20 protein-coding genes are annotated in these 17,946 nt (G+C 40.6%); 8 read left to right on the top strand and 12 right to left on the bottom strand.

Annotation, left to right across the window (positions count from 1 at the left end):
• Window positions 1–364: 364 nt before the first annotated feature.
• From AAEU30_RS08445 to fabR, 9 genes are all read right to left on the bottom strand, one after another.
• Window positions 365–793 carry a DUF2931 family protein gene (locus AAEU30_RS08445; RefSeq protein ID WP_421960136.1) on the bottom strand — a complete coding sequence of 143 codons (429 nt, stop codon included), beginning with the start codon at window positions 791–793 and terminating at the stop codon, window positions 365–367.
• Window positions 794–963: 170 nt separating this feature from the next.
• On the bottom strand, window positions 964–1,482 hold the full coding sequence (locus AAEU30_RS08440) for a DUF2931 family protein (RefSeq protein WP_421960135.1): 519 nt from the start codon (window positions 1,480–1,482) through the stop codon (window positions 964–966).
• 44 nt (window positions 1,483–1,526) lie between these two features.
• Window positions 1,527–2,039 (bottom strand): DUF2931 family protein, encoded by a 513-nt coding sequence (locus AAEU30_RS08435; RefSeq protein WP_421960134.1) that lies wholly within the window; start codon window positions 2,037–2,039, stop codon window positions 1,527–1,529.
• Between the two features lie 46 nt (window positions 2,040–2,085).
• Complete coding sequence (locus AAEU30_RS08430) at window positions 2,086–2,604, bottom strand: DUF2931 family protein (RefSeq protein WP_421960133.1); 519 nt, start codon at window positions 2,602–2,604, stop codon at window positions 2,086–2,088.
• A gap of 87 nt (window positions 2,605–2,691) precedes the next feature.
• Window positions 2,692–3,204: a DUF2931 family protein gene (locus tag AAEU30_RS08425; protein ID WP_421960132.1), complete on the bottom strand. Its 513-nt coding sequence runs from the start codon at window positions 3,202–3,204 to the stop codon at window positions 2,692–2,694.
• Complete coding sequence (locus AAEU30_RS08420; RefSeq protein ID WP_421960131.1) at window positions 3,189–4,901, bottom strand: T6SS phospholipase effector Tle1-like catalytic domain-containing protein; 1,713 nt, start codon at window positions 4,899–4,901, stop codon at window positions 3,189–3,191. Before AAEU30_RS08420 ends, AAEU30_RS08425 begins: the two co-directional genes overlap by 16 nt.
• Window positions 4,902–4,904: 3 nt before the next feature.
• Window positions 4,905–5,561, bottom strand: a complete 657-nt coding sequence (locus AAEU30_RS08415; protein ID WP_421960130.1) for a PGRP and LysM peptidoglycan-binding domain-containing protein — start codon at window positions 5,559–5,561, stop codon at window positions 4,905–4,907.
• 9 nt (window positions 5,562–5,570) lie between these two features.
• A complete protein-coding gene (locus tag AAEU30_RS08410) occupies window positions 5,571–6,746 on the bottom strand; it encodes a hypothetical protein (RefSeq protein ID WP_421960129.1) in 1,176 nt (391 codons plus the stop codon).
• A 105-nt stretch (window positions 6,747–6,851) separates the two neighbouring features.
• Window positions 6,852–7,475, bottom strand: a complete 624-nt coding sequence (gene fabR / locus AAEU30_RS08405; protein WP_087532616.1) for an HTH-type transcriptional repressor FabR — start codon at window positions 7,473–7,475, stop codon at window positions 6,852–6,854.
• Window positions 7,476–7,601: 126 nt separating this feature from the next.
• On the opposite strand from fabR, the gene AAEU30_RS08400 reads away from it, so the two are divergent.
• The gene (locus AAEU30_RS08400; RefSeq protein WP_421960128.1) at window positions 7,602–8,735 is read left to right on the top strand and encodes an acyl-CoA desaturase; all 1,134 of its coding nucleotides are present in this window, start codon (window positions 7,602–7,604) and stop codon (window positions 8,733–8,735) included.
• 13 nt (window positions 8,736–8,748) lie between these two features.
• Entirely contained in the window at window positions 8,749–10,176 is a 1,428-nt protein-coding gene (gene sthA / locus AAEU30_RS08395) for a Si-specific NAD(P)(+) transhydrogenase (protein ID WP_087532618.1), read from the top strand.
• A gap of 283 nt (window positions 10,177–10,459) precedes the next feature.
• On the opposite strand, the gene hemE is transcribed toward sthA, so the two are convergent.
• Complete coding sequence (hemE, locus tag AAEU30_RS08390) at window positions 10,460–11,524, bottom strand: uroporphyrinogen decarboxylase (RefSeq protein WP_087532619.1); 1,065 nt, start codon at window positions 11,522–11,524, stop codon at window positions 10,460–10,462.
• Window positions 11,525–12,007: 483 nt separating this feature from the next.
• Here hemE and rsd point away from each other — a divergent pair, with 483 nt between their 5' ends.
• Entirely contained in the window at window positions 12,008–12,478 is a 471-nt protein-coding gene (gene rsd / locus AAEU30_RS08385; protein ID WP_421960127.1) for a sigma D regulator, read from the top strand.
• A 59-nt stretch (window positions 12,479–12,537) separates the two neighbouring features.
• On the opposite strand, the gene fkpA is transcribed toward rsd, so the two are convergent.
• Window positions 12,538–13,293: an FKBP-type peptidyl-prolyl cis-trans isomerase gene (fkpA, locus tag AAEU30_RS08380; RefSeq protein WP_421960126.1), complete on the bottom strand. Its 756-nt coding sequence runs from the start codon at window positions 13,291–13,293 to the stop codon at window positions 12,538–12,540.
• A gap of 202 nt (window positions 13,294–13,495) precedes the next feature.
• Here fkpA and AAEU30_RS08375 point away from each other — a divergent pair, with 202 nt between their 5' ends.
• Together AAEU30_RS08375 and AAEU30_RS08370 are read left to right on the top strand one after the other, a co-directional pair.
• On the top strand, window positions 13,496–14,494 hold the full coding sequence (locus AAEU30_RS08375) for a WD40 repeat domain-containing protein (protein ID WP_087532622.1): 999 nt from the start codon (window positions 13,496–13,498) through the stop codon (window positions 14,492–14,494).
• Window positions 14,481–14,693 (top strand): SlyX family protein, encoded by a 213-nt coding sequence (locus AAEU30_RS08370; RefSeq protein ID WP_421960125.1) that lies wholly within the window; start codon window positions 14,481–14,483, stop codon window positions 14,691–14,693. The genes AAEU30_RS08375 and AAEU30_RS08370 overlap by 14 nt, the downstream gene beginning before the upstream one ends.
• Window positions 14,694–14,701: 8 nt before the next feature.
• Here the strand turns inward: AAEU30_RS08370 and AAEU30_RS08365 are convergent, their stop codons facing one another.
• Complete coding sequence (locus AAEU30_RS08365; RefSeq protein ID WP_087532624.1) at window positions 14,702–14,905, bottom strand: YheV family putative zinc ribbon protein; 204 nt, start codon at window positions 14,903–14,905, stop codon at window positions 14,702–14,704.
• A gap of 131 nt (window positions 14,906–15,036) precedes the next feature.
• Here AAEU30_RS08365 and AAEU30_RS08360 point away from each other — a divergent pair, with 131 nt between their 5' ends.
• The 3 genes from AAEU30_RS08360 to AAEU30_RS08350 all read left to right on the top strand — a co-directional run bounded on the left by AAEU30_RS08360 (window position 15,037) and on the right by AAEU30_RS08350 (window position 17,942).
• Entirely contained in the window at window positions 15,037–16,959 is a 1,923-nt protein-coding gene (locus tag AAEU30_RS08360) for an ATP-binding cassette domain-containing protein (protein ID WP_421960124.1), read from the top strand.
• Complete coding sequence (locus AAEU30_RS08355; RefSeq protein WP_421960123.1) at window positions 16,946–17,359, top strand: TIGR02444 family protein; 414 nt, start codon at window positions 16,946–16,948, stop codon at window positions 17,357–17,359. Before AAEU30_RS08360 ends, AAEU30_RS08355 begins: the two co-directional genes overlap by 14 nt.
• Window positions 17,360–17,792: 433 nt before the next feature.
• The gene (locus tag AAEU30_RS08350; RefSeq protein WP_176372536.1) at window positions 17,793–17,942 is read left to right on the top strand and encodes a hypothetical protein; all 150 of its coding nucleotides are present in this window, start codon (window positions 17,793–17,795) and stop codon (window positions 17,940–17,942) included.
• Window positions 17,943–17,946: the final 4 nt, after the last annotated feature.

Genomic DNA, 17,946 nt, shown 5'->3' with positions numbered 1-17,946 from the left:
ATATTGCGGGGTTTTTTAATGTTTTCTAATGAAAATACACTAATCCCCGCTTACATACGTTAGCAGTAAGAGGTTTAGTTTTAATGTAATTAACTGTGTATTTTTCATCATCTTTACTAAATGTGTGTGTTCAGTGAGCCCTATTTTTAACACTTCAAAACAACACAAGCAAGCATAATATAACCTTTAAAACAAATGAAAACTTGCAATTAAAGGAATGGTATTTCATAAAAAGTTTATTTGTTAGATTTTCAATTCAATTCAAGCATAAATCAATCATAATATACTTTGCTTTATCAGCGATCCTGCTTAGATAAGTTTTCTATTTTTATTATCACTAAAGTCCAGCTTTTATCAAAACCTGTCATTTATTCTCTCGCCACTGTGCTTGCCCTGAGGCTAGTTCGTGTAATACACGACCTGTAAATCCAGCGGATGGCGTATTCGAAACCCAAACCTTTATCTCACCTGATTCACCCATACCGACTATTAAATATGGGTAAATATCAGTTTCTACTTCGCCTGTATGGTAACTAAATCGAGGTAATTTATTTGCTAATTTATAACCATTTTTATCTATTGCCACTTCACCGTAGTAAATTCTATTTTCTGACTTATCTAACCATTCAACCGCAACTTTTTCTGGGAACTTTTGATCGTAAACACCACTTGTTTTACCGGCACTTTGCCAGCAACAACCAAGGCTCCCCATAGGAAAACCCCAACTATTATCAAAAGTGATTGATTGCACCCAGATTTCATTGCCCTTTTGTGTCGCACCACCTGCAACCATATAATCAATTTTACCTGTTGACGAACATCCTACAGCGAATAATATTAAAGCGAGTGTGATAAGTAATTTTATGAGCTTGTCTATAATCTATATCCGTTAATTAATTGTGACTGCCATTGCTCCTCTTTTCAGCTTATTCTGGCTGATTGTAAAAAGGCGTTTAAAACTGGTCATTTATTCTCACGCCATTGTGCTTGCCCAGAGCCAAGCTCGTGTAATACGCGACCTGTTCTATTCATTCCTGAGCTTGTATTTGATAGCCACACTTTTATTTCGCCAGTTTCGCCCATGCCAACAATTAAATAAGGCCTGATATTTTCTTCTACTTCTCCTGTACTTACCCATGTATAAGCAGGTAAATTTTTAGCTAATTTATAGCCATTTTTATCTATTGCCACTTCACCGTAGTAAATTCTATTTTCTGACTTATCTAACCATTCAACCGCGACTTTTTCTGGGAATTTTTGATTGTAGACACTTACAGTACCACCAGCTTGTGCGTAACAACATTCTATTGCACCGGAAGGGATCCCCCACTCATCATCAAATACTATTGAGCGCCCCCAAATTGCATTGCCATTTTCGGTGCCGACACCTGCAACCATGTAATCAATTTTACCTGTTGACGAGCAACCCATTACAAATAATGTAAAAGTGAGTGCGATGAGTGATTTTATGAGGTTGTCCATAATCTATCCATTTAAGTTCAAGCTGCCCTTGAGGAATAGCTTAATTACTTATTCTCACGCCACTGTGCTTGTCCTGAGCCAAGCTCGTGCAATACACGACCTGTAAATCCAGCGGATGGCGTATTCGAAACCCAAACCTTTATCTCACCTGATTCACCCATACCGACTATTAAATATGGTTTTACATCTTTAAAAACCTTACCTGTGTGCGCTGTGTATGAAGGTAATTTTTTAGCTAATTGATAACCATTTTTGTCTATTGCCACTTCACCAAAGTAAATTCTATTTTCTGACTTATCTAACCATTCAACCGCGACTTTTTCTGGGAATTTTTGATCGTAAACACTTACTGTCGCTCTTGTTTCACCATAGCAGCACCCAATCGCCCCTGACGGAATGCCCCATTCATCATCAAATACCACAGAGCGCCCCCAAATTGCATTGCCATTTTCGGTGCCGACACCTGCAACCATGTAATCAATTTTACCTGTTGACGAGCAACCTATTACAAATAATGTAAAGGTCAATGCGATGAGTGATTTTATGAGGTTGTCCATAATTGATATCCATTTAAGTTCAAGCAGCCCTTGAGGAATGGCTTAGTTACTTATTCTCACGCCACTGTGCTTGCCCTGAGGCTAGTTCGTGTAATACACGGCCTGTTCTATTTCTATCAGATCGTGCATTTGATAACCATACTTTTATCTCGCCACTATCCCCCATGCCAACAATTAAATAAGGCCTGATATTTTCTTCTATTTCTCCTGTGCTTATCCATGTATAAGTAGGTAAATTTTTAGCTAACTTATAACCTTTTTTATCTATTGCCACTTCACCAAAGTAAATTCTATTTTCGGACTTATCTAACCACTCAACGGTTACTTTTTCTGGGAATACCCTATCATATACTCCAACCATAGCTCCCGCTGTGGCTCGACAACAAGACATAGTTCCTGCGGGTACATCCCACTGGTCATCAAACTTAATTAAAGTCACAAATATATCATTACCTTCATCCGTTGAACCCGATACAACCATATAATCTATTTCACCTGTTGTTGCACAGGCGCTTAGTAATACAGCAAACAGACTAATAAGAAGTAATTTTAAGGTTTTGTCCATAACCTATATCCGTTAATTAATTGTGATTGCCATTGCTCATTTGCTTCAGCTTGTTCTGGCTGATTGTAAAAAGGTGTTTAAAACTGGTCATTTATTCTCACGCCACTGGGCTTGCCCTGAGCCAAGCTCGTGTAATACACGGCCTGTAAATCCCGCTGAACGGGTATTAGATAACCAAACTTTGATTTCACCTGTCTCACCCATACCAATAATTAAATAAGGTTTTACATCTTTAAAAACCTTACCCGTATGCGCTGTGTATGAAGGTAATTTTTTAGCTAATTGATAACCTTTTTTGTCTATTGCCACTTCACCAAAGTAAATTCTATTTTCTGACTTATCTAACCATTCAACCGCGACTTTTTCTGGGAATTTTTGATCGTAAACACTTACAGTACCGCCAGCTTGTGCGTAACAGCATTCGATTGCACCAGAAGGAATCCCCCACTCATCATCAAATACTATTGAGCGCCCCCAAATTGCATTACCATTTTCGGTGCCGACACCTGCGACCATGTAATCAATTTTACCTATTGACGAGCAACCCATTACAAATAATGTAAAAGTGAGTGTGATGAGTAATTTTATGAACTTGTCCATAATCTATATCCATTTATTAATTGTGATTGCCATTGTACACTTGCTTCAGCTTGCTCTGGCTGGTTATAAAAAAGCTCGCGCTGTTGGTTTTTGGTGGTAAATTCAGCGTCTTCTTCAGGGCCATGAGCAATCGCATCAATCGTTGCTGAATATTTAACACTGTGGTGGATGTAATCTTTATATAAAGCCTGCCAGGCATCACTTTGTGGGCCAAAGCTGCGGGCACTATCAACCAGTGTTTTAAGCTCGTTAGGTAAAATATAGGGTATAGCTTGGCCGTCAGCTTGTTTACGGTTTGCAAGTTCCGTTAAGCTTTGTAGTGGCACCCCTTGGCTAACCGCCATTTCGTGCATTAGCGCGAGGCTATAGTGGGGTAAGGTATTATTTAAATTACGCCGCCAATACGGTTTATAACCTGTGTAAATTGTATCCTCTGGTTTATTGCGAATGCGTTTTGGTTGCCTGTTTACTCTTGGCCTACTTGCTTTAAATTCAATATTAATGGTTGGCCAATAATATTTTTGCTCAAGCGACTTTTTTAGCTGTGCTAACTCTTTATCATGCTCTGGCTCTCCGGCTTGCCCAGCAATATATTGCCACGGATATAGTATAGTTGTTTCTACGGGGCCATAACCGCCGCCAATGTCTGAATGCACACCGGGTAATTCAATTTCCTGCTGGTTTTTAAGGAGCTGCTTATTACGGGTACGTAATGAGCTGAGTGGAAATTTATCACGCTTTTCATCAAACGCCGCCAAGTGCATTACAAACCCCGCACTACTACTTGCTAGGTTTAAATTAACGGGGTAATCAAGCTCATCATTGGCATAAAACTCACTGTGGTTGTTGTCACCATCGCCACCAATAGAGGCAACGCTGTCAAATAAACCAACAAAGCGAATTACGGGCTTAATACCGCCCCAATAGTGTGGGTTATTTTTATAAATCGCATTCACTTGATTAACAAATGCCCGCGCTTGCGCTGCGCCACGGCTAAAACCAAATACATCTATTAAGCAAACTTTAATAGTTTTAAATAAATTGCGAATCAAATATTCTTCCATTTCGAGTAAAGACTTTTTAATGCGCTCATCAAAACTAAACGCCAAGCCCATATCTAAGGTTGAATCGCTTTCATTTGCTTTAGTACCAATACCTTCTTCATAATGCCTATCTTGAAATGCCTTTACTGGATATAACTCAAACAACTTAACCACATTAGTTGGTTCATTCGCATCGGTTGAATCTTGTATGTCATTAAGGCGGTTATTCCCTGTGCCATCAAAGAACACCCCAAAGCTAGGGGGCTCTGCAAGTAAAGTTATTTCAATATGGCCTTTTGGTAATATTTTATGCTCGAGTAATTGCGGCCCGCCTTTTTCACCAATGTTGAATGACTGAACCTTTAACAGGTCAAAATAATCTGCAAAGCTTTGTTCGTTAATAAGGGTTAACTCTGCTTCGCCCGCTATAATTACTTTTAAGGTATAAAGCGCTTGTTGTGACAGGTTTTTAAAGTGGTATTGTTGATTACCCTGTTGCTCCAAGTTAACCGCACTACCTTGGCTAAACAACTGCGCTCTTATATCTACATCACCAACCACTTTAACTATAATATTTTTTTGTAACGCACCAACATTTGTTTTTATAACCAGTGTGTTAACTTTATTGACTGCCATGGGCATTGCTTGGCTCATAACTTAGGCTCCATAAACATAAACAAGACGGCTTTTAGTAACTGGCCCTGCAATGCCGTCTACCTGTAGTTGTTGCGCTTGTTGAAATTCCTTCACCCCGGCTTTGGTTTTTGCGCCATTAATGCCATCAACCTTGCCGCAATTAAACCCCAACATATTACACCGACCTTGCACGCCTGAAAGCGTGTCGATTGGATCTAGGTTGCCTACTTGTACTGTAAAACTTTTGCTTGGTGTGGCTTCACCATCTTTTAGATATAAATCTACGCTACCAGTTAGCGCATCGCTATGTTCTAGCTTAATTTCAATCAGACCGTCACTTTCTAAAACGGTATCAATAGTTTGGTCACCTATATTAAGCACTACACGTTTACCGGTAATATCATCGCCATCGTCGTAAGCTACTTTTAAGCGAAAATATTCTTGTTCATTTTGCACTACAAAACTATTGAGGCTGTTAGTGCGTAGTGGCATAAACTTTTCTTTTTTAGGTGGAATAGTTAGTTTATCGCCCGGATAAATTAAATTTGGGTCAGGGCGTAATGCTCTAAACTCTGCATTGCTTGGGTGGTTGTAAAGCGCTTTAGATGTTTGGTAGCCATATTGCCTAGCTATACGTAATAGTGTTTCACCTTGAGCTACCGTGTGTTGTTGGGTCATTATTTGTCCTTAAACCTTACCTACAGACCAATCTTCGCTGTCGAGTTCAAAAAAGCTCACTTTGGCGTTTTCAAAGTCGGGGCCTGAGACATTGGTATAGCCATTTTGATCAAGTTGCCCGGTAATAACATGGCCATTACGCAGGCGAATTTTATAACCCATGTTGGCTTGCGGTGCGCCGGCTTCGTCGAGCAATTCGATTTCATACGCTAATGTCGGCTGTTCAACTGTAAACGTGGTGGTGTCTACTGCACCACTGGCAGCAACAACCACGGTATAAACACCTGGTTTTACAGAAAAATAATGCTGCCAAAACGATACTTCATCTGGGCGCTTTTTATCGAGTTGTAAGGTTACCTGCCCGTTAGTTGGCCCTTGCCATTTAATAACCACAGTGCGACTGTTGCTACTTGAACCTTCAATATTGAGTTTCCAGCCGTCTGGCACACGTAAGCTAGTACCTGATCTAGCCGGTTTACGATTACTGAAGCCTAAGTTGTAGTCGTAAATTAAATTAGCATTTTTATAGCCGGTATATTGCTGGGCAAGTTGCTCTACGGTTTCGCTGGCTTGTAAAAGATGATTTGAAAAGTTTTGCCTAACTTGATGCGAGGCTTTTAACAACACGGTGCTTTGCACAACGGGTTTGTATATACACACTGCGGGTAAGTGAACTTCAACAACGGTTGGTCTTGATGCACGGCTATTTTGTTGCATTGATTGCGCAATATAGTTTGCTTGGCCTTCGCCATATTGGCTATTGAGTAGCGCGGGGTTTGCTAAAAAGTTTGCTTGTTGGGAGTCACTTAAAAAATGCTCCGAAGCAAAATAATCAGGTGCAGTATTTACTCCACTGGATGACGAAAACTTAGTGGTATTCACCGGTTCTTTTGGATAAACAGCTAAGCCTTGCGCAGAATGTTTATAGGTGTTGTAGCTGACTTTTCGCCATGCTTTGTCATTTGCCCAAAATTGGCTGCGGGGATCGTCACGAAGTCGTGCGGCTTGGCGTTTATCAATAACACCATACTGATTATCTTGGATAAGCCGTTGTAGTTTTTTTGGTAATGAAAAGAATTCAGCACGCCTGACATAAGTAAATGTGACATCAGGTGTCATTACTTCGTCTTTTACTTCATCAAAAATATGGGCATGTTGAAAGTTCACCGCGTCCTTGGTGAGCATGTGCATCCTCGCTTTCTTTATTACTTAGCTTTAATTAACTAGGTACAAATGTAGTTGCCAATAATAAAGAAATAGGAACAAAAAATCTACAAGCATTTACGCTAATTATTCACTTTCAGCTTTGGTCTCTCTTACATAATTACTTGCGCCGCGAGTAATGTAACGTAGTTGCCAAATTACTCGCTCTACCAGTTCATCACGTTGCTGACCTTCTATATCAAGGGCTTCTGCGCCAGCATTAAACACCAGTGTGACCATAGCTTCAGCCTGAATATAGGCATGCGTCGCATCGCATGGGGTTTCGCTTTCAAGGTAATGGGCCAACTCTAAAATGAAGTGCTTTATTTCTCGGGCTACGGCGGCTCTAAATGCTTTTGAAGTACCAGAGCGCTCACGCAACAATAGCCTAAATTGGTTACTTGAGTTATCAATAAACTCCATAAAGGTCACCACTGAGGTGGTAATAATACTGCCACCACTGGCAATACGACGTCGCGCTTGGCGCATTAATTGGCGAAGTGTTAGGCCGGCTTCGTCTACCATGGTCAAACCCAACTCATTCATATCTTTGAAATGACGATAAAACGAGGTAGGCGCAATACCAGCCTCACGAGCAACTTCACGTAAACTGAGGTTAGAAAAACTATGATCAGCACTTAGTTGATTAAATGCCGCCTCAATTAAAGCTTGTCGTGTTTTTTGTTTCTGTTGCGCGCGAACACCCGACATGAACTACTCCTGATTTAATTTAAATCAATTTATGATGACTTTTATGTGAATTCGTCAGTCTAATACTTGACGGCGAGAGAATGAAATATTATTTTAGCTTACAAGTGTACGCTCAGATTTTAAAAGATGAAAAAACCACCTATTATTTGGACCAATGTCCTGTTCTTCAGCCTAACTTTTTTAGCTGCGGCTACTTTAGTCCCTTGGTATGGAATTACCTACGGATTTACCAGCTCGCACTGGATTGCATTTGTCGGCTGTATGTTTTACGCCGGTATGTCGATAACCGCTGGCTATCACCGTTTATGGGCTCATAAAACCTACGATGCACACCCTGTTATTGAAGCCTTTTTTGCTCTAGGTGGGGCCTTTGCATTACAAAACAGTGCATTGCATTGGAGTAGCGATCACCGTATTCATCATGGCCAAGTAGATGACCCAATCAAAGACCCATACGCTGCAACCAATGGTTTTTGGTATAGCCACATAGGTTGGATGCTGCGCGATTATCAAGGTGACAGTTATGATGATTACAGCAACTGCCGTGACTTACAACGTAATAAAGTAGTGATGTGGCAACACCGTCATTACATGAAACTAGTACTTGCTACTAATATTGGTATTCCATTAGCGCTTGGTTTCATGGTCGGCGATGTGTTTGGTATGCTATTATTAGCAGGATTATTGCGTTTAGTGTTAAGTCAGCATTTTACCTTTTTTATCAATTCAGTGGCGCACATTTGGGGTTCTCGTCCTTACACTGAAAAAAATACAGCAAGAGACAACGGCTTTTTAGCGCTGTTTACTTACGGTGAAGGTTATCATAACTTCCATCATATTTTTGCCAGCGATTATCGCAATGGCATTAGGTGGTTTCATTATGATCCCACTAAGTGGATGATCCGCTCTTTAGCTACTGTTGGCTTAGCTAAAAAGCTTAAGCGCACGCCGGTAGAGCGTATTGAAAAAGCAAAAGCCGAAACTTTAATGAACAAAACGCAAATTCGCTTAGCTAAATTGCCATTAGCGCAAGATAAGCTTACATTATTGCAGCAAGAATATGATTTATTGTTGAAAAAGCTACAACACTTTTGTGCCCTAAAAAAACAGGTACTCGAAGTTAAAAAGAATAACATGCTGCAACAATGCGAAAAATCAGCTTTAATTACACAATACCATGAGCTAGAAGCCGCTTGGGAAACACAAAAGCAAGCATGGCTAGCACTGAATGCGAGGTTATTAAAAGCCTCTTTTAGTTAATGTAGGAGTGGCTGTGGCCAAACAACAAGTAAAGAAAGAACAACAATCGTTTCAATATGATGCGATTATTATAGGCACAGGTCCTGGCGGTGAAGGTACCGCCATGAACCTATCTAAAAGCAACAAAAAAGTAGCGGTGATCGAACGCCAAGAAGGTGTTGGAGGCGGTTGCGTACATTGGGGCACTATTCCATCAAAAGCGCTACGTCACTCTGTTAGCCGTTATATTGAGTATAAAGCCAACCCACTATTTAATGTGGGCGAGCGACCAAGCCGCTTAACCTTCCCTGATATTTTGCGCCATGCAAGTTCGGTTATTTCAAAGCAATCCAATTTACGTAGTAGCTTTTACGATCGCAATCGTATTCACTTGTTTCAAGGTGATGCGAGCTTTGTTGATAAAAATACCGTTGAAATCACTCGCCTTGATGGCTCAACTGAGCGTTTAACAGCAAAGACCATTGTTATTGCAACTGGTTCACGCCCTTACCGCCCGCCAGAAGTCGACTTTGATCACTCGCGTATTTACGACAGCGATACAATTTTAGGCCTTGAGCATGACCCACATCGCGTATTAATTTATGGCGCTGGTGTAATTGGCTGTGAGTATGCGTCTATTTTTAAAGGTTTAGGCGCGAAGGTTGATTTAGTGAACACCCGTGATCGCTTATTGGCGTTTATGGATGCTGAAATATCAGACGCATTAAGCTACCACTTTTGGAATAGCGGCATTGTTATTCGTCATAATGAAGAATTTGACCGTATCGAAACCCGTGATGACTGTGTAGTAATGCATTTAAAATCAGGCAAACGCGTTAAAGCTGATTGTATTTTATTTGCCAATGGCCGTACGGGTAACACCGATGGTTTAAACCTTGAAGCAGTGGGTTTAAACGCGGATGGCCGTGGGCAATTAAAAGTAAATGAAACCTACCAAACCGAGGTTGATAACATTTACGCAGTGGGTGATGTAATTGGGTATCCAAGTCTCGCCAGTGCTGCATTTGATCAAGGCCGAATTGCAGCTGATGCCATCGCTTGTGGTAATTGCGATGAAAAGCTGATCATTGATATTCCGGCGGGTATTTATACTATTCCTGAAATGAGTTCAGTCGGTAAAACCGAGCAACAACTTACTGCGGCTAAAATACCGTACGAAGTCGGCCGTGCACAGTTTAAACACTTAGCACGTGCACAGATTGCCGGCACTGAGGTAGGAAGCTTAAAAATATTATTTCATACTGAAACTAAAGAAGTACTTGGCGTTCACTGCTTTGGTGAACGTGCCTCTGAAATCGTTCACATTGGCCAAGCCATTATGGAACAAAAAAATGGTGGCAATAATATCGACTACTTTGTAAATACCACGTTTAACTACCCAACCATGGCTGAAGCCTATCGTGTTGCTGCGTTAAATGGTTTAAACCGCCTATTTAAATAACTCACATTTAAAAGGGTTTAAAAGACAACAAAAAGCCCGCTACATTAGCGGGCTTTTTAATAAAGAGTATAAATAGCTATTTATTACTTAACCTGAACTCTGGTTAAGAGATGTACTAAAGTATTGATACTAAATCACAAATATATTTATTAGTCTCCAGCCGGAGACTTTTAGCGATAACAAGGCGAATTTACGCGTCAATAGCTAGCCTATTGCAAGTAAATTCAACGCAGTTAGCGTTGAAAGTAGCCGCTGGAGATAGATGTATTATCCAGAGTTCAGGTTACTTATGATATTGTGCACTTAACTCGTGTACTGCGTTAATGAATACACCTGCGTTTTCAGGGTCTACATCTGGTGTTATACCGTGACCTAGGTTAAATACATGACCATTACCAGTACCAAAGTCTTCTAAAATAGTGCCGACTTCTTGGCGAATGCGATCATGCGTACCGTGCAGCATTGATGGGTCCATATTACCTTGTAACGCCACTTTATCTCCAACACGACGTTTAGCATCACTAATGTTGATAGTCCAATCAAGGCCTACTGCGTCACAGCCCGTTGCTGCGATTGCTTCTATCCATTGACCACCATTTTTAGTAAACAGGGTTACAGGCACTTTACGGCCGTCATATTCACGAATTAAACCATCAACAATCTTATGCATGTACTGCAATGAAAACTCGTTGTAATCACGTGGGCTTAATACACCACCCCATGAATCGAAAACCATCAGTGACTGGGCACCTGCTTTTACTTGTGCATTAAGGTAATCAATCACTGAATCAGCTAATTTATCAAGCAATAAATGCAATGTTTGCGGCTCTGCAAACGCCATTTTTTTGATTTTGCCAAATACTTTACTGCTTCCACCTTCAACCATATAAGTGGCTAAAGTCCACGGTGAACCAGAAAAACCAATTAGTGGCACTTCACCTTTTAGCTCACGACGAATGGTACTTACAGCGTTCATTACATAGCCAAGCTCATCCGTTGGGTCAAGCTTTGGAATCTTTTTAACATCAGCTAATGATGAAATCGGACGTTCAAACTTAGGACCTTCACCGGTTTCAAAATATAAGCCTAAGCCCATTGCATCTGGGATAGTTAGAATATCACTAAATAATATAGCGGCATCTAACGGGTAGCGGCGAAGAGGCTGTAAAGTCACTTCACAGGCTAATTCAGCATTTCTACACAGGCTCATAAAATCGCCCGCTTGTGCACGTGTAGCGCGGTATTCAGGTAAATAACGGCCAGCTTGGCGCATCATCCATACCGGAGTCACATCAACGGGTTGTTTCTGTAGTGCACGTAAATAACGGTCGTTTTTTAATTCGCTCATAGCGTAAAGGATCCTAAAGCTGATATATATTGCGCAGATTGTACCACCATATCGCCAAGTGCTCTATTGCATTGAAGCTAAAACATAGATTGATAGATGCAGATCAAGGATTTTATTTAACGTTTAAAAAACAAGCAACAAAAAATAACATTTAAACTTTTTTATTAATAAGTTTGCAACATAGCAAAAAGCTTGGTATAACTTGTCCTGCGTTAACAATAACAACAATAAAAATTATATAACAACAATAATAAAAATCTTCCCATAACAAAAAGAAAGCTTGTTTAAACAAGTCATGGAAAAGAAATTAAACCACCTTTATGGTGGTTTTTTCTTGTCTGAAATAATACTAATAGTGTATAAAAACTGCTTATATATCATTCAGTTCAAATTTTGTTACCGAAATAATAAAAAAATGTGTTGATCTTTGCTGCATATTTCATTGTTATATAAAGAAAACCAACCCAGCTTAGGAGAATAATCATGCTGACGCGTTTGGAAAAAGCTCAACAAAAATGGGGCGGTAGCCACACAATAATCGACAAATGGTTAACAGAGCGCCAAGAGCTATTAGTACTTTATTGTAAAATTGCCGGTTTTGCTCCTTATGATCAAAAAGATCATGCCTTACCTGATCAACTTCAAATTCAAAGCTTTTGCCAAATCTTAATGGATTATTTATCAGCTGGGCACTTTGAAGTCTATGACGATATAGCAAAAGCATGTGAGCAAAAAGGCCCAAAAAGCCAACAGCTTGCCAACGACCTATACCCTCGTATTTCTGATACTACAGATATTGCTTTGGATTTTAATGATAAATACGCAGAGGTGACTAAAGATGAGTTATTAAATGATTTTGATAATGACTTATCTAAATTAGGTGAAGCATTAGAGCTACGTTTTGAGCTTGAAGATGAACTCATCGACAACTTATATTCTAATCACACTGATTAAGCTTATTAAGTTGCATTAAAAAAGGGGCCAAATGGCCCCTTTTTGCTAACTTGAGTAAATTACTCAGCAGCTGCAGCTTGCTCTTCATCTTGAATTTCAAGTAGTTCTACTTCAAAAACAAGTGTAGAGTTAGCTGGAATTTTACCTAAGTCACGGTCGCCGTAAGCAAGATCAGCAGGGATTGTGAACTTGTACTTAGAGCCAACAGGCATAAGCTGTAGACCTTCAGTCCAACCAGGAATAACACGGTTAAGTGGGAAAGTCGTAGGCTCATTACGTGAATAAGAGCTATCAAACTCAGTACCGTCTAATAAAGTACCTTGATAATGTACTTTAACTACGTCTGTCGCCACTGGTTTTTCACCGTCACCTTGAGTGATCACTTCATATTGAAGACCTGACTCAGTCACTGTAACGCCTTCTTTTGCAGCATTATCAGCTAGGTATTTTTCACCGTCAGCTTTGCTTTTCTCAGCTTCTACTTTCGCGTGAGCTTCTTGCTTAGTACGTACTGATGTATCAAGTGCCGTTAACACTTCACGGATTTTTTCTTCATCAAGCTTAGACTCACCAACAAGTGCATCTTCAAAACCGCGCATAAGTAGCGCTTGATCAAGCTCAACACCAAGCTCTTTTTTATCAGCTAAATCTTTATTCAAGAAGTTACCAACTGATGCACCAATACCATATGCTTGTTGTTGTGCTTCAGTTTCTAGCTTAACTGGTGCTGCTTGTTCTTGTTTTGCTTCTTGATTACAAGCCGTAAGCGCTAAAACTGACGCTGCAATCAATGACAATTTAATCGTCTTTTTCATTTTAAATCTCCGACACACTTTGCAGATGTCATTTATTGTATTATTACTAGTTAAAGATTAACGGCCTACATGGTAGGCTGCTTATCTAATCACTGAGTACGGCGATATGCCAATTTCAAATCATTAGATAAACGACCTCGACCTTTATCGCGTCCTAGTCTAACCTCTCAGTCAACAAGAGTTAAGGGGAAATACCTGTAATATGTCGATATTTCGTACTTTTTTGTATCTTCTGAGCTGCACTTTATTAATTGCTTGCTCAGAACAAAAAGAACACGCGACTGCCAGCTATGAGCATGCAGCTCGTGGCGCGTTTGCCTCTGCACTTTCTCACGATGGCCAGTATAGCCTGATCTCATCTATACACCATGGGGTCGCCCTATGGGATAATCAACAACAGGTACTAAAATATCAATGGTTTCAGCAACAAGACCAGGATAGCCTGGTACACACCGTAGCCATAGCCTTTGATAACAGCCATGCCGTTACCGCCGAAAAAACTACCTTTGCCGTATGGGATATCAACACTGGTGACAACGTTGGTTACTATAAAATAAAAACCGCCACCATTCGCGATATCGCTATTAGCAACCAAGGCCGCAGTGTTTTATATGGCCGTAGCGACAATGTTGTTGTTTATCTTAACTTAGAGACCGGCCGGCGCATTGAGTTCCTTGGTCACCAAGAAAAAATTAACGTGGTTGATCTCTCACCCAATGGTCGCTTTGCACTAAGTGGCTCAAACGACTACGTTGCTTACTTTTGGGATACCCAAAGCGGCCAAGTCATTCACCGCTTTAACCACCCTAACCGCGTAACCCAAGTAGCCCTTGATCCACAAGGTCGCTACGCCTTTACCGCAGACAGTATGGCACAAGCACATGTATGGCAGCTGACAACAGGTGATCTTGTTAGCAAACTAAAGTATATTGCCCGTCAGAAAATTTTTACTGCGGTTCGATTTAACGAACAAGCAACTTTGCTGTTAACTGGATCACCTAACCGCTTAGTTGATTTATGGCAAATAGCCGATGGTGAAAATATTCAAAGCTGGCGAGTCACTCCGCGCGAAGGCAGTAAGCCTAAATCGGCGGTGGTGTTAGATGTCGCGTTTACTGATAACGATACTGCGTTGTTAACCGAAAGCTCCAGCGGAATCGCTGAGCGCTTTACTATACGAGAAGCTAATGAACACAATTGAACATCGCTTAATGGAGCTTGAGGCAAAAGTGGCCTTTCAAGATGAAACGATTGATATATTAAATGATGAAATTAAAGCTCACCAGCAGCTGTTGGCTAAAATGAAGCGCCAAACAGAACTACTGGCTGAGAAAATAAAAGAGACGCAACAGCCCTCTTTGATGTCGCAAATGCAAGAGCCACCGCCACCGCATTATTAAACAAGCGGTTAGTCACCCGGCTTAAACACGCCAATCACTTGTTCAAATTGGCGTGTTGATGCTTGTACTGCTTGCTCTGGCTGAGTCATTTTATGACCGCACTGAACACACTCAACCTTTTCAACGTCATGCTCTTTATATAACATCATCATGTCCATGGTTTTACATTCAGGACAAGTTGCACCCGCAATAAATCGTTTTCTCTGTTTCACACCACTTCTCCACAGTTTTAACTGCTATCATTTTATCCTAATATCTACCTAGGTGATACGATTGATAACCATAAGTCGATCCGTGCTATGATATAGGCAATTCAATCAGGGCACAGTAAAGTAACGTATTCATGATCCAAATCTCAGAAATAGAACTATTACGTGGCGGTAAAGCACTGTTAAAAGATGCTTCAGCAACCTTATTCCCGGAGCATAAAGTAGGCTTAGTAGGCGCTAATGGCTGCGGTAAATCTACCTTATTTAGCTTGTTAAAGTCAGAGCTTTCATTAGATGCAGGTAATTATACCATTCCTAAAGATTGGTCTATTTCATCAGTAAAACAAGAAACCCCTGCGCTTGAAATAAGCGCGATTGATTACGTATTACAAGGTCACCCTGATTATTACGCGTTACGGATTGCCCTACGTGAAGCCGAGCAAAATAACGATGGCGACACCCAAGCTAAAGTGCATATTCAGCTTGAGAACATTAAAGGTTACAGCATTGAATCTAAAGCAGGCGAGCTGCTGCACGGTTTAGGGTTTGCCAATAACCAAATTGAAAATCCTGTCAGTGCGTTTTCAGGTGGTTGGCGTATGCGTTTAAACCTAGCCCAAGCCCTTATCCGCGATGCTGATTTACTACTGCTGGATGAGCCAACTAACCACTTAGACTTGGACGCAGTTTATTGGCTCGAACGTTTTTTACGTGCTTACACAGGCACTCTGGTATTGATCTCTCATGACCGTGAGTTTTTGGATGCGGTGGTTGATCAGATTTGGCATATCGACCAGCAAAAGATTAACGTATATAAAGGCCATTACTCGCAATTTGAGCGCCAAAAAGCCGAGCGTTTATTGCAACAACAAGCAATGTTTGAAAAACAACAAGAGCAAATTGCCCACCTTGAGCAATTTATTACGCGCTTTAAAGCCAAAGCCAGTAAAGCTAAACAAGCACAAAGCCGTGTTAAAGCACTTGAGCGCATGGAAAAGCTTGCCCCAGCACATGCCGACTCGCCGTTTGATTTTGAATTTGCTGAACCACTTGCTTTACCTAACCCACTCATGACACTTGATAAAGCCAAAGCAGGTTATGGTGATGTGACTATTTTAGATAGCATAAAACTTAACTTAGTACCCGGTAGTCGCATTGCATTACTCGGTCGTAACGGCGCGGGTAAATCGACTTTAATTAAACTCTTAGCTGGCGAGCTACAGCCGCAAGCCGGTGAAGTATTTCAACACCAGGGTTTAAACATTGGCTACTTTGCTCAACATCAACTCGAATCGCTTGATTTAAAAGCCAGCGCAGTTACACATATACAACGTTTAAACCCAAAAGCTAGTGAGCAATCACTGCGTGACTTTTTAGGCGGTTTTGCGTTTATAGGCGACAAAGCTCTTGAGCCAGTTGCGCCATTCTCTGGGGGTGAAAAAGCCCGCCTCGTTTTAGCTATGCTGGTTTATCAAAAGCCAAACTTATTGCTGCTGGATGAGCCAACCAACCACCTTGATTTAGAAATGCGTCATGCTTTAGTGATGGCGTTGCAAGGTTTTGAAGGCGCTATGGTGACCGTATCGCACGATCGCCATATGCTAAAAAACACTGCTGATGAATATTACTTGGTTGATAACGGCGAAGTCACGCAGTTTGGTTATGACTTAGACGAGTACTATCAATGGCTACTCAATGCCAATAAAGCAGCTGCCAAGGTTGGACAAACTGATGACGAACCAAAAGCAAACTCACAAGTTAACCGTAAAGAGCAAAAGCGCTTAGAAGCGGAGTTTAGAAAATCAATTCAGCCCCTTAAAAAGCAGATTGAAAAACTTGAAAAGCAACTCGATAAACACTCAGCAGAACTTAGCGAAGTGGAAGTAGCACTTGGCGATAACGAGCTCTATAACGATGACAACAAAGCTAAGCTAAAAGAATTAATAGCAAAACAAGCAACGTTAACCCCCAAAGTAAACGACATTGAAGAAGAGCTACTCATGGCCCTTGAAGAGATGGAAGAAAAAGAACAGGCGTTTGCCGATGAACTTGCTTAACAGCGATGACTTTTGGCAATTTGCATGTGACCTTTATGGCAAAGGTGACATGCAAACGCGCCTGTTGGCTTATCAAAACCAGCAAGGTAAAAACGTAAACCTGTGCTTGTTGCTGTATTACCTAGACTCTCTCAATCTAGCAATTAGCCAAGCACAGCTAAACAAGCTTGAACAATCCATTTGTGAATTTGACCAGCAGGTATTAACTCCCCTACGTGCTACCCGCGGTTATTTAAAAGCCAATCAAACCGAGATTTCAGATTACGCTATAATTCGTAAAGAGCTACTCAGTACTGAGCTAAAGCTTGAAAAACAGCAGCAACAGATGTTAATAACCACAATTAATAACTTTGCTCTAACACCTTGCAGCACTCCAAATAACACAAGGCTCTATTTGTAAAAGCCCTCATGTAGGTCGTGCTTTAGCGCGTTAATTTTATTAACGACATAATTCATGGCTAAAGCCATTTCCCACGAGGGATCAAATTTTTCATTCCCCTCATTTGCTTCTCATTCTGTTCTCTTTGTGCAAAAAGATCTTAAATAACTTACTCACAAAGAGGTTTGGAGGCGCTACGCTTTAGAGGAAAACAAAGCCGTGATTTAGCTCAGCAAACTTACTGCAAAAATTGTCCTATAAATGACGACCTTGAAATTCATTACCTGGTAACTTTCAGCTTTCCCCTTGCAAACTCGCTAACTTCTCTTGGCAATTTTGATCCAAATCAACTTCTATATCACTGCTAATCAACTTAGGAAAATAGCTTGATCTGGATCATATCAGCATCAGTCAAACCAGCCTATGATTAACCCATAGACATTAGGAGGCGGTTATGGACGTATTCTTTAGAGATTTTTTTAGCGACCCAGTACTATTTTTATCATTTGGTTTTTTAGGTGTTGTTATTAGTTTATGCCTTTTCTTTGTGTATTTTTTTATTAAAAAAGTACACGACGATGACACTCCTAACCAACTACATTAAGCAC

It is taken from the genome of Pseudoalteromonas mucoides, assembly GCF_049257175.1.
Classification (GTDB): Bacteria; Pseudomonadota; Gammaproteobacteria; order Enterobacterales; family Alteromonadaceae; genus Pseudoalteromonas.
Note: the sequence above shows the minus strand (reverse complement) of the source record. Positions and strands in the feature narration are given on the sequence as shown.

Coding starts and splice junctions, on each gene's coding strand:
- AAEU30_RS08445 (WP_421960136.1), bottom strand. CDS start 793: ATGGTTGCAGGTGGTGCGACACAAAAGGGCAATGAAATCTGGGTGCAA.
- AAEU30_RS08440 (WP_421960135.1), bottom strand. CDS start 1,482: ATGGACAACCTCATAAAATCACTCATCGCACTCACTTTTACATTATTT.
- AAEU30_RS08435 (WP_421960134.1), bottom strand. CDS start 2,039: ATGGACAACCTCATAAAATCACTCATCGCATTGACCTTTACATTATTT.
- AAEU30_RS08430 (WP_421960133.1), bottom strand. CDS start 2,604: ATGGACAAAACCTTAAAATTACTTCTTATTAGTCTGTTTGCTGTATTA.
- AAEU30_RS08425 (WP_421960132.1), bottom strand. CDS start 3,204: ATGGACAAGTTCATAAAATTACTCATCACACTCACTTTTACATTATTT.
- AAEU30_RS08420 (WP_421960131.1), bottom strand. CDS start 4,901: ATGAGCCAAGCAATGCCCATGGCAGTCAATAAAGTTAACACACTGGTT.
- AAEU30_RS08415 (WP_421960130.1), bottom strand. CDS start 5,561: ATGACCCAACAACACACGGTAGCTCAAGGTGAAACACTATTACGTATA.
- AAEU30_RS08410 (WP_421960129.1), bottom strand. CDS start 6,746: ATGCTCACCAAGGACGCGGTGAACTTTCAACATGCCCATATTTTTGAT.
- fabR (WP_087532616.1), bottom strand. CDS start 7,475: ATGTCGGGTGTTCGCGCGCAACAGAAACAAAAAACACGACAAGCTTTA.
- AAEU30_RS08400 (WP_421960128.1), top strand. CDS start 7,602: ATGAAAAAACCACCTATTATTTGGACCAATGTCCTGTTCTTCAGCCTA.
- hemE (WP_087532619.1), bottom strand. CDS start 11,524: ATGAGCGAATTAAAAAACGACCGTTATTTACGTGCACTACAGAAACAA.
- rsd (WP_421960127.1), top strand. CDS start 12,008: ATGCTGACGCGTTTGGAAAAAGCTCAACAAAAATGGGGCGGTAGCCAC.
- fkpA (WP_421960126.1), bottom strand. CDS start 13,293: ATGAAAAAGACGATTAAATTGTCATTGATTGCAGCGTCAGTTTTAGCG.
- AAEU30_RS08375 (WP_087532622.1), top strand. CDS start 13,496: ATGTCGATATTTCGTACTTTTTTGTATCTTCTGAGCTGCACTTTATTA.
- AAEU30_RS08370 (WP_421960125.1), top strand. CDS start 14,481: ATGAACACAATTGAACATCGCTTAATGGAGCTTGAGGCAAAAGTGGCC.
- AAEU30_RS08360 (WP_421960124.1), top strand. CDS start 15,037: ATGATCCAAATCTCAGAAATAGAACTATTACGTGGCGGTAAAGCACTG.
- AAEU30_RS08355 (WP_421960123.1), top strand. CDS start 16,946: ATGAACTTGCTTAACAGCGATGACTTTTGGCAATTTGCATGTGACCTT.
- AAEU30_RS08350 (WP_176372536.1), top strand. CDS start 17,793: ATGGACGTATTCTTTAGAGATTTTTTTAGCGACCCAGTACTATTTTTA.